The organism is Serratia sp. HNCC26DJ244 (assembly GCF_057180565.1).
Genome location: NZ_JBXUGO010000010.1, coordinates 1 through 12784 on the forward strand (window position 1 = coordinate 1; position 12784 = coordinate 12784).

Annotated in this window: 15 protein-coding genes; 2 read left to right on the plus strand and 13 right to left on the minus strand. The window is 49.4% G+C overall.

The features are described from left to right. The 9 genes from AC2A06_RS09955 to fkpA all read right to left on the minus strand — a co-directional run. On the minus strand, positions 1 to 81 hold an 81-nt coding region (locus AC2A06_RS09955), incomplete at its 3' end, for an elongation factor Tu (RefSeq protein WP_003842260.1). Between the two features lie 67 nt (positions 82 to 148). Then, the gene (gene fusA, locus AC2A06_RS09960) at positions 149 to 2263 is read right to left on the minus strand and encodes an elongation factor G (protein WP_473196596.1); all 2115 of its coding nucleotides are present in this window, start codon (positions 2261 to 2263) and stop codon (positions 149 to 151) included. 96 nt (positions 2264 to 2359) lie between these two features. Further along, the gene (gene rpsG, locus AC2A06_RS09965; protein WP_023490241.1) at positions 2360 to 2830 is read right to left on the minus strand and encodes a 30S ribosomal protein S7; all 471 of its coding nucleotides are present in this window, start codon (positions 2828 to 2830) and stop codon (positions 2360 to 2362) included. 97 nt (positions 2831 to 2927) lie between these two features. Beyond that, entirely contained in the window at positions 2928 to 3302 is a 375-nt protein-coding gene (gene rpsL, locus AC2A06_RS09970; protein WP_004930426.1) for a 30S ribosomal protein S12, read from the minus strand. A gap of 143 nt (positions 3303 to 3445) precedes the next feature. Further along, on the minus strand, positions 3446 to 3733 hold the full coding sequence (gene tusB, locus AC2A06_RS09975; protein WP_023491354.1) for a sulfurtransferase complex subunit TusB: 288 nt from the start codon (positions 3731 to 3733) through the stop codon (positions 3446 to 3448). A 9-nt stretch (positions 3734 to 3742) separates the two neighbouring features. Beyond that, a complete protein-coding gene (gene tusC / locus AC2A06_RS09980) occupies positions 3743 to 4102 on the minus strand; it encodes a sulfurtransferase complex subunit TusC (RefSeq protein ID WP_484380161.1) in 360 nt (119 codons plus the stop codon). Positions 4103 to 4111: 9 nt separating this feature from the next. After that, a complete protein-coding gene (gene tusD, locus AC2A06_RS09985) occupies positions 4112 to 4501 on the minus strand; it encodes a sulfurtransferase complex subunit TusD (RefSeq protein ID WP_484380162.1) in 390 nt (129 codons plus the stop codon). Then, a complete protein-coding gene (locus AC2A06_RS09990) occupies positions 4501 to 5223 on the minus strand; it encodes a helix-turn-helix transcriptional regulator (RefSeq protein ID WP_023491351.1) in 723 nt (240 codons plus the stop codon). The genes tusD and AC2A06_RS09990 overlap by 1 nt, the downstream gene beginning before the upstream one ends. A 454-nt stretch (positions 5224 to 5677) precedes the next feature. After that, on the minus strand, positions 5678 to 6541 hold the full coding sequence (fkpA, locus tag AC2A06_RS09995) for an FKBP-type peptidyl-prolyl cis-trans isomerase (protein ID WP_484380163.1): 864 nt from the start codon (positions 6539 to 6541) through the stop codon (positions 5678 to 5680). Between the two features lie 384 nt (positions 6542 to 6925). Between fkpA and AC2A06_RS10000 the strand changes: the two genes are divergently transcribed. After that, the gene (locus AC2A06_RS10000; protein WP_023491347.1) at positions 6926 to 7153 is read left to right on the plus strand and encodes a protein SlyX; all 228 of its coding nucleotides are present in this window, start codon (positions 6926 to 6928) and stop codon (positions 7151 to 7153) included. A 48-nt stretch (positions 7154 to 7201) separates the two neighbouring features. Here the strand turns inward: AC2A06_RS10000 and slyD are convergent, their stop codons facing one another. The 4 genes from slyD to kefG all read right to left on the minus strand — a co-directional run bounded on the left by slyD (position 7202) and on the right by kefG (position 10647). After that, the gene (gene slyD, locus AC2A06_RS10005; RefSeq protein ID WP_473196594.1) at positions 7202 to 7789 is read right to left on the minus strand and encodes a peptidylprolyl isomerase; all 588 of its coding nucleotides are present in this window, start codon (positions 7787 to 7789) and stop codon (positions 7202 to 7204) included. Positions 7790 to 8005: 216 nt separating this feature from the next. Further along, positions 8006 to 8209, minus strand: coding sequence for a YheV family putative zinc ribbon protein (locus AC2A06_RS10010; RefSeq protein WP_484380164.1), 204 nt, complete (start codon positions 8207 to 8209; stop codon positions 8006 to 8008). 75 nt (positions 8210 to 8284) lie between these two features. Next, complete coding sequence (kefB, locus tag AC2A06_RS10015) at positions 8285 to 10093, minus strand: glutathione-regulated potassium-efflux system protein KefB (protein ID WP_473196592.1); 1809 nt, start codon at positions 10091 to 10093, stop codon at positions 8285 to 8287. Between the two features lie 2 nt (positions 10094 to 10095). Continuing rightward, complete coding sequence (kefG, locus tag AC2A06_RS10020; protein ID WP_484380165.1) at positions 10096 to 10647, minus strand: glutathione-regulated potassium-efflux system ancillary protein KefG; 552 nt, start codon at positions 10645 to 10647, stop codon at positions 10096 to 10098. A 173-nt stretch (positions 10648 to 10820) separates the two neighbouring features. On the opposite strand from kefG, the gene AC2A06_RS10025 reads away from it, so the two are divergent. Continuing rightward, on the plus strand, positions 10821 to 12740 hold the full coding sequence (locus tag AC2A06_RS10025; RefSeq protein WP_023492797.1) for an ABC transporter ATP-binding protein: 1920 nt from the start codon (positions 10821 to 10823) through the stop codon (positions 12738 to 12740). Positions 12741 to 12784 lie beyond the last annotated feature (44 nt).

A 12784-nucleotide genomic window follows, 5' to 3' on the forward strand; every position in this document is an offset into this window, starting at 1 on the left:
GGTAGTTTTACCATGGTCAACGTGGCCGATAGTACCGACGTTAACGTGGGGTTTTGTACGTTCAAATTTTTCTTTAGACACGGCTATATTCCTTACTCTTGTGCTCCCCCCTCATGGAGGGAGCACTGATCAATGTGTTAAACCCGAATTACTTACCACGGGCTTCGATAACGGCCTGAGCGACGTTGTTCGGCGCATCATCGTACTTCAGGAACTCCATGGAGTAAGAAGCACGGCCTTTGGTCAGAGAACGCAGTTGAGTTGCGTATCCAAACATCTCGGACAACGGAACTTCAGCGTGAATCTGAACGCCAGTAGCGTTGGATTCCTGACCTTTCAGTTGACCACGACGACGGCTAAGGTCACCGATGACGTCACCAGTGTTCTCTTCCGGCGTTTCAACTTCAACCTTCATGATAGGCTCAAGCAAAACAGGTTTCGCTTTCTTAAAGCCATCTTTAAAGGCGATAGACGCGGCCAGTTTAAACGCCAATTCGGAGGAGTCAACATCGTGGAAAGAACCGAAATGCAGACGCACACCGAGATCAACTACCGGATAACCGGCCAGTGGACCAGCCTTAAGTTGCTCCTGAAGACCTTTATCAATGGCAGGGATGTATTCCGTTGGGATCACACCACCTTTAATGTCATTGATGAACTCGTAGCCTTTCGGATTTGAGCCCGGCTCCAGTGGGTACATGTCGATAACAACATGACCATACTGACCACGACCACCAGACTGCTTGGCGTGTTTACCTTCGATGTCAGTAACTTTCGCGCGAATCGCTTCACGGTAAGCAACCTGCGGTTTACCCACGTTCGCTTCAACGTTAAATTCACGACGCATACGGTCAACCAGGATATCCAGGTGAAGTTCACCCATACCTGCGATGATGGTCTGACCTGATTCTTCGTCAGTCCATACGCGGAATGATGGGTCTTCCTTCGCCAGACGGCCCAGAGCCAGACCCATTTTTTCTTGGTCAGCTTTGGTTTTTGGTTCTACCGCTACCGAGATTACCGGCTCAGGGAACTCCATACGCTCAAGAATGATCGGGCTTGCAGGATCACACAGCGTATCACCGGTAGTGACGTCTTTCAGACCGATTGCCGCAGCGATGTCGCCTGCACGAACTTCTTTAATCTCTTCACGCTTGTTAGCATGCATCTGAACGATACGGCCCAGACGCTCACGCGTTGACTTCACTGAGTTCAGAACCGTGTCACCGGAGTTAACAACGCCAGAGTACACACGGAAGAACGTCAGGTTGCCCACGAATGGGTCGGTAGCGATTTTGAACGCCAGTGCAGAGAACGGCTCTGAGTCATCTGAATGACGCACAGCCGGGGTATCTTTACCGTCGTCCAGAATACCGTTGATAGCCTCAACGTCATCTGGTGCTGGCAGGTATTCGATAACCGCATCCAGCATTGCCTGTACGCCTTTGTTTTTAAAGGCTGAACCACAGGTTACCAGAATCACTTCGTTGTTCAGCACACGCTTACGCAGAGCTTTCTTGATCTCTTCCTCGGTCAGCGTTTCGCCGCCCAAGTATTTGTCCATCAGCTCATCTGACGCTTCTGCAGCAGACTCAACCAGATTCTGGTGCCATTCAGCAGCCAGTTCTTGCATGTCAGCTGGGATCTCTTCGTATTCGAAGGTCACGCCCTGATCTGCTTCGCTCCAGTTGATGGCTTTCATTTTCACCAGGTCAATAACACCGGTGAATTTCTCTTCTGCGCCGATAGCCAGTTGCAATGGAACTGGATTCGCGCCCAGACGAGATTTGAGCTGACCAACAACTTTCAGGAAGTTAGCACCCATACGGTCCATTTTATTAACGAACGCGATGCGTGGAACTTTGTATTTGTTAGCCTGACGCCATACGGTTTCAGACTGCGGCTGAACACCACCGACAGCACAATAAACCATTACAGCGCCATCAAGAACACGCATGGAACGTTCAACTTCGATGGTGAAGTCAACGTGCCCAGGGGTATCAATGATGTTGACACGATGCGGCTCAAACTGCTTAGCCATACCAGACCAGAAAGCAGTTGTTGCTGCAGAAGTAATGGTAATACCACGCTCCTGCTCCTGTTCCATCCAGTCCATGGTAGCTGCGCCATCATGAACTTCACCGATTTTATGGTTTACACCGGTGTAGAACAGAATACGTTCGGTAGTGGTGGTCTTACCGGCGTCGATGTGAGCACTGATACCGATATTACGGTAACGCTCAATGGGTGTTATACGAGCCATTTGATTCCTCTATTGCCTTGGGCGTTCAAGTTCAGTTAAGCCAAGCGGGTTGGCTAGCTAAAGCGCCCGCCTGGTTAGCATAACTACAGTGTGGTATTACCAACGGTAGTGGGCGAACGCCTTGTTGGCTTCTGCCATACGGTGAACATCTTCACGCTTCTTAACAGCAGAACCTTTGTTCTCTGCCGCGTCAGACAGTTCGTTCGCCAGGCGCAGAGCCATGGATTTATCACCACGTTTACGAGCAGCATCAACGATCCAACGCATTGCCAACGCATTACGACGAACCGGACGAACTTCAACTGGTACCTGATAAGTAGAACCACCAACGCGGCGAGACTTAACTTCTACAGTCGGGCGAACGTTGTCGAGAGCAACCTCGAAGGCTTCCAGATGATTTTTACCAGAACGCTGAGCCAGGGTCTCCAGCGCGGTATAAACGATTGTTTCTGCAGTAGATTTTTTACCATCTACCATCAGGATATTTACAAATTTAGCCAACAGCTCAGATCCGAACTTAGGATCTGGCAGAATTTTACGTTGGCCAATTACGCGACGACGTGGCATGGAAATACTCCGTTTAAAATTTCAGGATTGTCCAAAACTCTACGAGTTTATTTTGACATTAAAGTGAAAATGTTTGGCCTTACTTAACGGAGAACCATTAAGCCTTTGGCTTCTTCACGCCGTACTTGGAACGAGCTTGCTTACGGTCTTTAACACCGGAGCAGTCAAGTGCACCACGGACGGTGTGGTAACGCACACCTGGCAGATCTTTAACACGACCGCCACGGATCAGGATCACGGAGTGCTCCTGCAGGTTATGACCTTCACCACCAATGTAGGAAGTCACTTCGAAACCATTAGTCAAACGCACACGGCATACTTTACGCAGTGCAGAGTTTGGTTTTTTCGGAGTGGTAGTATATACGCGGGTACATACACCACGTTTCTGCGGGCAGGCTTCCAGCGCTGGAACGTTGCTTTTAGCAGCCTTCACAGAGCGTGGTTTGCGAACCAGCTGGTTAATTGTTGCCATTCAAAAAGCTCCTGGGTTTTGCTTCGTTTTTGCTTCGTAAACATGTGATAAATCACCTCGTATGCACTATTGGCAAAGTACGAGGACGCAGAATTTTATGGCTGACCAGAAGAGGTGTCAAGAAATATACAACATCAAGACGATTACCATGCAATTTGGCTATGATGTTTTTCGGTCAATCGAACAAAATCAGTATAGCTGATGATGGCGATTTTGTGTGAAAAATAGCCATCAAGCCCCCTGGCCTCTAGGTCATCTTGTAATGCATACAACGATATGGGGGCATTAAGCAGTAAATCAAGACTGGCACTCCCGACAAGACCAGCCAATACACCATCTTGCAACAGCAACAGCTCATCACCAGATGCCATCAGTCTTAACATGGCTGGCAAATCACAATGCGTTGGCGAACGACTGAGGGTATACAACATTAAACTATCCTAAAAAGTCATCACGACATCATAGCTAGCCAACTTTTGGCGTAAAGCTTCCTCTGGCAGGATCGCTGCCGGTAAAACCCAATCCACGACCTGTTGCAAACCACGCTCCTGTAAAGCGCTTGCACACAGATAACATTTCTCCACCTCATACAACGGCAACACACCGAAGGTTGCAATATAGTTACGCGCCAGGATCTTCTCAGGCTGCTGACCAGGGAGCAATTGCAGCACGCCATCGCCAATAAAAAACACACCAATGTCTCCACCCAAGGCCGCCGTGGCGAGCAACGCATCCAACCCTTCCCTTCCTGCCGCATTACCATGTGGCCCTTGGGTAAAAACAAACGCAACTCGTTTCATCTTGCTCACTTAAAACTGTACCAAACGATCACAACTCAGTGCCGCCTCTGCCAACGCCCCCAACCCGCTGAGGGTAAACCCCGATTGCAGATTTGCCGCCAACAATTCAAGCTGTACGGCGTCTTGTTGAGAAGTAATACCACGGCGTAAAGCAGCGGCCACACAGACACTCAGCTCAATGCCATGCTGTTGCGCCAACGTCACCCAGGCACGAACCAAATCGAACTCATCATTCGCGGGTGAAGTCAGATGATTGGCGTTCGACACCCCTTCACGATAAAAGAAAATGCAGGTAATGCCATGACCTGCTGCCAACAAGGCGTTGGCGAACTGCCAAGCACTACTGGCTTGCTGAGTACCATAAGCCGGACCAGTAACCAATAAACAATAGCTCAGCATCAGCGGTCATCCCCCAACAAGTCGCCACTTTTAAATTGGCGAATATACAGGTACACCGTGTGCTTAGAGATATTCAGGCGGTCAGCGACCTGATTGATGGCATCCTTGATATCAAAGATGCCTTTTTCATAAAGGTTAAGCACTATCTGACGATTTTTGGCATTGTTGGTGACACCACGATCGGCATTGACCTCTTCGATGGTGAACTCCAAGGTCTGTGCCACCAGATCATCCACCGAGGAAGCAAAGTTAACCGAGGAAGCCACTTCCTGTGTTTCTGGCGGCATAAAAGTTTGTATTATCTGCGAGAACGGGACATCGAGGTTCATGTTGATACACAACAGACCGATAGCACGTTGCTGACGGTTACGGATGGCAATCGTCACCGACTTCATCAGTACACCGCTTTTGGCCCGAGTGAAATAAGCCTTGGATACGCTGCTATCATCGCCAGCCATATCGTGCAACATACGCAAAGCCAAATCAGTAATAGGCGAGCCGATTTTACGCCCGGTGTGCTCGCCATTAGCAATGCGCACCGCGGAACATTTCAGATCTTCCAGCGAGTGGAGCACAATTTCACAGTGCCCACCAATCAGCATAGCCAAACCATCCACTACGGCTTCATACGATTGCAAAATTTCATGATCCGTTTGACTAAACGGGCGCTCATTCAGCAAATCAGGTTCGCTGGCTTCGCTGGATAAAAGCGAATTAGACATTGAAGATACCACCCTCATAAATCGCCTGTGCCTGGGGTACAGATAAAACTGTTCGTGCTGTTGCGCCTAGGAAATATGTCCGTCTTCCGTGGACCCTGATAACCAGGAGCAACTTAATACCCAATTGATTTCAAACAACAGATGTGTCGGCTTGATGACTTGAGCCCGCTACCGGCCTTGTACCAACCAACAACTATTTGCAAACAATGAGGTATTGATACACGCCCTCAAAGGCAGGTGCATAATTAACAAGTACAGACCACTAATCTGACAAAACGGCCAGACCAGAACCGCGACATCTGTGCGAGGTATTGACGTTAAGCCCGAGACCCGGCAAACGTCAAGTTATCAGTAAGGTGATAAATAAAACTTTCTGGAAATTTGGCATTATTGACGAGAAGCAAAACGACAACCGCCGCGAACATAATCCGCGGCGGTTAAGCAATCAACTGATTTATTGAGCTTTGGTATCCGTTGGTGCTGCATCGTTGGCTTTGCTATCAGTCGCAGCCGCAGCATCAGTATCAGCCGCTTTTTCTGCTTTCGCCTCAGCCTTGGCAGCCGGTTTCACATCCATCAGTTCGACATCAAAGACCAGTGTCGCGTTTGGAGGAATGGTTCCTGGGATCCCCGCTTTGCCATAAGCCAATGCTGGTGGAATCACCAACTTGATTTTACCGCCTTTTTTGACGTGCTTCAGCCCTTCAGTCCAGCCAGGGATCACGCTATCCAGACGGAGTGTGACTGGCTCACCACGATCGTAAGAACTATCAAATACCCGGCCATCATACAAGGCCCCTTTATAGTTCACGACGACCGTATCACTGTCTTTCAGTGCGTCGCCCGTTCCCTCTTTTTCTACTTTGTAAAGTAAACCAGACTCTGTTTTCTTCACGCCTTTTTCTTTGGCAAAAGCTTCAGCAAATTTAGCGCCGTCTTGCTCGATCTTAGCCTGCACTCGGACTTCAAAATCTTGCAGAGATTTACCGATATCGGCGTCACTTAATTTGCTCTGGTTGGCCAATGCATCCTGAACACCCGCGATCAACTGTACTTTATCCAGCTTGATACCGAGCTTTTCTTGTTCATTCAGTGAATTTTCCATATAGCGGCCCAACGATGCACCCAGTGCATAAGCTGCCTGCTCATCATCACTCTTAAACTTGGCAGCACTGGGTGCCGCTGCTGCTTCTGCAGGCTTAGCCGCTTCTGCCGGCTTGGCCGCGGTGTTAGTATCATCAGCCGCCATAACCTGAGTCGCACCCAGAGCAAAAGCCATCGTAGTGGCCAGAAGTGTGACTTTAAACAAAGATTTCATCCAGTTCTCCAGAGTCTGAAGCAAAGCCTCAAACGATCATTCATTGAGTAAAATTAATTAACCAAGCTACTATCACTGCCAGAAACCAATAGCTGCCAGAAACAAACCCAAACAGTCACACAGCTCATCAATTGAGTCAAGATGTGACTTAGGATTCAAACAGAAGTTTTACCGCCCTTTACTTTTAGCCCCAAAGTGACACCAGTGGCAGAAAGAAGACCCATACTACTCCCCCAGTCAACTGAGATATACCCAAGCTTTAAGTTAACACCTATCGCTCCAGCAACTTGAATGCCCAGCGAAATAGAAAGAGCCTAGTACAAAGTCAGCGGCTACTGTTAACATAACGCCAGCCCTAGATTTAATCGTGCAAGAGGTAATCGTATGCTCGAGGTAGACAACAAGAACTTGCTACAACGACTGGAAGAGTTGGAAAGCCGACTGGCCTTTCAGGAAGTGACCATCGAAGAGTTGAATCAAACGATCGTCCAACATCAGTTCGAGATGCTGAAAATTCAGGAACATCTCCGCCTGCTAACCGATAAACTACGCGCCACCCAACCCTCAATGATTGCATCACAGTCAGAAGAGACGCCTCCACCACATTACTAAAAGCAAAAAGGCCGCAAGAGCGACCTTTTTATCGTAATAGTATCAACGTTAGTGGCAGCCGCAACCACCGTTACCGTTACACCCTTCTTTCTTGCCATGGTCATGATCGTCGCCTCCGCAGCAACCCTCATCATGACCGCCACAGCAACCATCACCGTGATGATGATCGTGCGCGCCGTGGACATGACCATGGGCTAGCTCTTCTTCCGTCGCCTCACGGATAGCAACCACTTCAACATTGAAGTTGAGATTCTGACCAGCCAGCATGTGGTTACCATCAACCACGACATGGTCACCATCCACTTCCGTGATCTCAACCGGAACCGGACCCTGATCGGTATCCGCCAGGAAGCGCATACCGACCTGCAATTCATCAACGCCCATAAAGACATCTTTAGGCACGCGTTGCACCAGGTTTTCGTCGTAGTTGCCATAAGCTTCATTAGCACCCACATGTACGTCAAAACGATCACCGATATTGTGACCTTCGAGCGCGTTTTCCAGACCTGAGATCAAGGAACCATGGCCGTGCAGATAGTCCAACGGTGCACTCACCGGAGACTCATCAACCAAAACACCGTCTTCTGTACGTACTTGGTAAGCCAAGCTGACCACCAAGTCTTTTGCTACTTTCATGATATCTCCTACCGTTGGATACCCTTCTAACTCTAGGTTGCTGCGGTATTGGCGGCGTTGGCTCACCTGAATCACTTACGCAGTAAGCTTATCAGTGGCTCTCAATGCCCCCTGCTAGCAACCCAAAGTACTTTGGGCAGACACTAAATCGGTGAAGATTGTAACGGAAATCTGCACCGCTGTACCCTTCAGCATGAAAAATCACACTGAATTAGACTAATCTGGATGAAAAATAGCAATCACCTGCTCTTGCGGGCGTAACGGTTTTTCTTCCATTTGGCTGGTCTGGCGCTGGTGTTGACCACATTTAGCACACTCTACGACCTCGATCTGATCTTCTCGCCAGATTGCCAACGTATCCATCGCATTACAACTCGGGCAAATTGCCCCAGCAATAAATCGTTTCCGTGTTGTCGACATATTTATGGTTACCAGTATGTTGGGAATTATTGGGTTCGCTATCTGAATTCAACGTAATCGATAAAATATAATCGCCTAGTCGTCTTCATCCCAGTCATCAAACTGCCGCTTTTCTTTTTGCATTTCACGATGAAACAGCTCATCAAGTTCCCGCCGAGCCTCTTTAACACGAGAGATCTGCGAAACATCCCCCTGATGAAGTGGCATTAACTCACGCAACATCCGCATGTCTAGCCGACGAAAATGCTGTTGCGCACGATAGGCCTGATGGGGATGCATTCCCAACTCTACCAATGTCTTGCGCCCTAACTCCAAAGCACTGGAAAAGGTTTCCCGACTGAACAGTGTCACCCCTGCTTGCAGTAGTTCATGGGCTTCCACACGCCCCCTGGCGCGCGCCAAAATGGTAAGATTCGGGAAGTGCCGCTGGCATAGATGGACGATAGCTACGGTATCTTCAGGTTCATTACAGGTAATAACGATGGATTTGGCTTTCTCAGCCCCCGCTGCCCGCAGTAATTCGAGTTCGGTTGCATCACCATAATAGACTTGATAGCCATAACGACGCAGCGCAGCAACCGCACTGACATCACGTTCAAGTACCGTGATACGCATCTTGTTGGCCATCAGCAAACGGCCCACCACCTGACCGAAACGCCCAAAACCGATGACAATCACCTGCGGATCGTTATCTTCCACATAAGGTGTCTCTTCATCTTCTTCTTTAGCGTTGTAACGGCGAGCCAAGATGCGATCAATAACCTGCATCAATAATGGTGTCGTCATCATCGAAAGCGTCACCACCACCAGCAGTAATGCCAACTGTGCGGTATTTAACACATGTTGCGTCGCCGCCGCTGAAAACAACACAAAAGCAAACTCACCGCCCTGACTGAGCACCCCTGCAAACTGAAGGCGTACTGAACTCCGTAGAGCGACAATGCGTGCCAACAAATACAATACGCCTGACTTGACCACCACCAGAAGCAGCACACCAAGCAGTATCTCGGTCAGATGGGTATACAACACCCCCATATTCAGTACCATGCCTACCGAGATAAAAAACAACCCAAGCAATAACCCCTTGAAAGGCTCAATAGCGATTTCCAGCTCATGGCGATATTCGCTCTCCGCCAACAGTACCCCAGCGATAAAGGTTCCCAGCGCCATTGATAGCCCCAGAACATCCATAAATAGCGCCGCCCCTAACACCACCAGCAAGGCCGCGGCAGTAAAAATTTCACGCACACCGGACGCAGCGATATAGCGAAATAGTGGGCGCAACAGGAATCGACCACCGATCAACATGCCGCCAAACGCAGCCACTTTAATGGCTATCTCTGCCCAATCATCACTACTTCCCCCACGACCAGCCAAAATCGGGATCAAGGACAATGCGGGTATGACGGCCATATCTTGGAACAACAGCACCGAAAATCCTAGCTGCCCGCCTTCATTACGGTTCATGCCTTTCTCGCGCATCAACTGTAGTGCCATCGCCGTGGAGGACATCGCTAAACCAATTCCGCCAATCACCGCCGCCTGCCAGGCAAAATGGCTCAAATACAGTAATGCTGCCAACACGGCAGCCGTGAGCAACAATTGCCCAGCCCCCACACCAAAAATCGAACGGCGCAATTGCCACAATTTGTTGGGGTTGAGTTCCAATCCAATAATAAACATCAGAAACACCACACCCAACTCTGAGAAGTGCAGGATCTCATCCACATCCTTGATAAACCCGAATCCCCAAGGGCCGATGGCAATACCGGCAATCAAATAGCCCAAGACGGCACCAATACCCAAGCGACGGGCGATTGGCACCGTCACGACAGCCGCAAACAGAAACAACATTATCGCGGTCAGTTGTGTTGAACCTTCCATCTTTATCTCCCCGTATAGGGCAACGGGTTACGTAACCAATCCGCATAGGCACTGGCATGGCTATACACTAGCTCACGCTTCTGGCGACGAGCCCAATAGATAATCATTGGCTTTATCCAGTGCATATGACACATCGCTGCTGTTAGCTCAAAAGGCCGCAATATCTCCTCTATCGAATAACGATTATAACCGCTGGTACTATAGGCGCCTTCAGGCTCACCCGTGGTGATCACCGAACGCCAATATTTGCCTGCCAGCGCATTCCCCCCCACACCGCTGGAGAAACCTCGAACCAAAACGCGATCAATCCACTCTTTCAGCAACGCTGGGCAACTATAGGTATAGAGTGGATGTTGGAAAACGATGACTTGATGATCACGCAGCAACTGCTGCTCATACTCAATATCAATAAAAAAATCGGGGTAGTGTGCATAGAGATCATGCACGGTAACATGCTGCAATTGCTCTGCCGCACCTAATAGAATACGGTTTACCACCGACTCCTGGGGCTCAGGATGAATATATAACAACAGAATCTTAGGCGGCTGCGACATTATTCCTACGTTCAAAATTGCCAGTCTCCCTTCCCCATACAATAAAATTCGATAAAATACCCGGAGCCCTTCAAGTGGCTGAAATGGAAACTCAACTTGAAACAACTTGGGTATCTATGACCTGTTCACTTACAATCATGCCAATTTAACATACTCTGAACAAACGGCGCTCTATGATTGTTTTCTCCTCGCTACAAATCCGACGCGGTACTCGTGTCCTGCTGGACAACGCTACCGCGACGGTTAATCCTGGTCAAAAAGTCGGCCTGGTCGGTAAAAACGGCTGTGGTAAATCGACCCTGCTGGCACTGCTGAAAGGGGAGATTAGCGCAGACGGTGGCAGCTACACCTTCCCCAGTAACTGGCGACTAGCCTGGGTTAATCAGGAGACGCCGGCATTAGACGTGCCTGCCATTGAGTATGTTATTGATGGTGACCGGGAGTTTCGTCAGCTTGAAGGGGAATTGCAGTTAGCCAATGAACGGAATGACGGCCACGCGATTGCCACCTTGCACGGCAAACTCGATGCCCTGGATGCCTGGACGATTCGCCCTCGGGCAGCCAGCCTGCTACATGGATTAGGTTTTTCCAACGAACAGTTACAAAGTCCGGTGCGTGCTTTCTCGGGGGGATGGCGTATGCGCCTTAATCTGGCACAGGCGCTGATTTGTCGATCAGACCTGCTGTTACTGGATGAACCCACCAACCACCTGGATCTCGATGCAGTGATCTGGCTGGAGCGCTGGCTGAAAAGCTATCAGGGTACTTTGGTGCTGATTTCCCATGACCGTGACTTCCTCGACCCGATTGTCGATAAAATTCTGCATATCGAAAATCAAACCATTAACGAATATACCGGTAATTACTCGTCATTTGAGCGCCAACGGGTGACCAAACTGGCACAACAGCAGTCACTTTATCAGAGCCAGCAAGAAAAAGTGGCACACCTGCAAAGTTATATCGACCGCTTTCGTGCTAAAGCATCCAAAGCCAAGCAGGCGCAGAGTCGCATTAAAATGTTAGAGCGTATGGAGTTGATTGCCCCCGCTCATGTCGATAACCCGTTCAGTTTCAGTTTTCGTGAACCGGAAAACCTGCCCAATCCATTATTGCGCATGGAGAAAGTGAGTGCAGGTTATGGCGATACAGTGGTTCTGCAATCGATTAAACTCAATTTGGTACCGGGTTCACGCATTGGTCTGCTGGGGCGCAACGGTGCCGGTAAATCGACGCTGATTAAAATACTGGCCGGTACGCTACAACCGCTGAGCGGAGAAGTTGGGCTGGCAAAGGGTATCAAGCTAGGCTATTTCGCCCAACATCAATTGGAATTACTGCGTGCCGATGAATCACCGCTCCAACATTTGAGCCGTATCGCTCCCCGGGTACTGGAACAGCAGTTGCGTGATTATCTCGGTGGCTTCGGCTTCCAGGGCGATAAAGTCACTGAAGTCAGCGAGCGTTTTTCTGGCGGGGAAAAAGCGCGGCTGGTACTGGCATTGATCGTCTGGCAACGCCCTAACCTCTTGTTACTGGATGAACCCACCAACCACCTGGATTTGGATATGCGCCAGGCACTAACTGAAGCGCTGATTGACTTCGAAGGCGCGTTAGTGGTGGTTTCGCACGATCGCCACTTACTGCGTTCCACTACCGATGACCTCTATCTGGTGCATGATGGCCAGGTGGAGCCGTTTGAAGGTGATCTCGATGATTATCAACAGTGGCTGAGTGACCTGCAAAAGCAGCAGGCACAACAGGACGCGGCACCGAAACAAGATAACGGCAACAGCGCACAGGCACGTAAAGATCAAAAGCGCCGTGAAGCAGAGTTTCGCACCCAAACCCAGCCACTGCGCAAACAAATCACCAAACTGGAACAGCAGATGGAAAAACTGGGAGCAGAATTGGCGTTGGTGGAAGAGCAATTAGCAGACTCTGCGCTGTATGATATCAATCGTAAAACTGAACTGACCGAATGTTTGCAAAAACAAAGCCAAGCCAAGTCAGCCTTGGAAGAGACGGAAATGACTTGGCTGGAAGCGCAAGAGCAGTTGGAGCATCTAACTCAGGAGTTTGAGTCAGGAAATTAGACCTTACTTTACTACAGCAATTGAAGCTCACCTTATATAGCAAG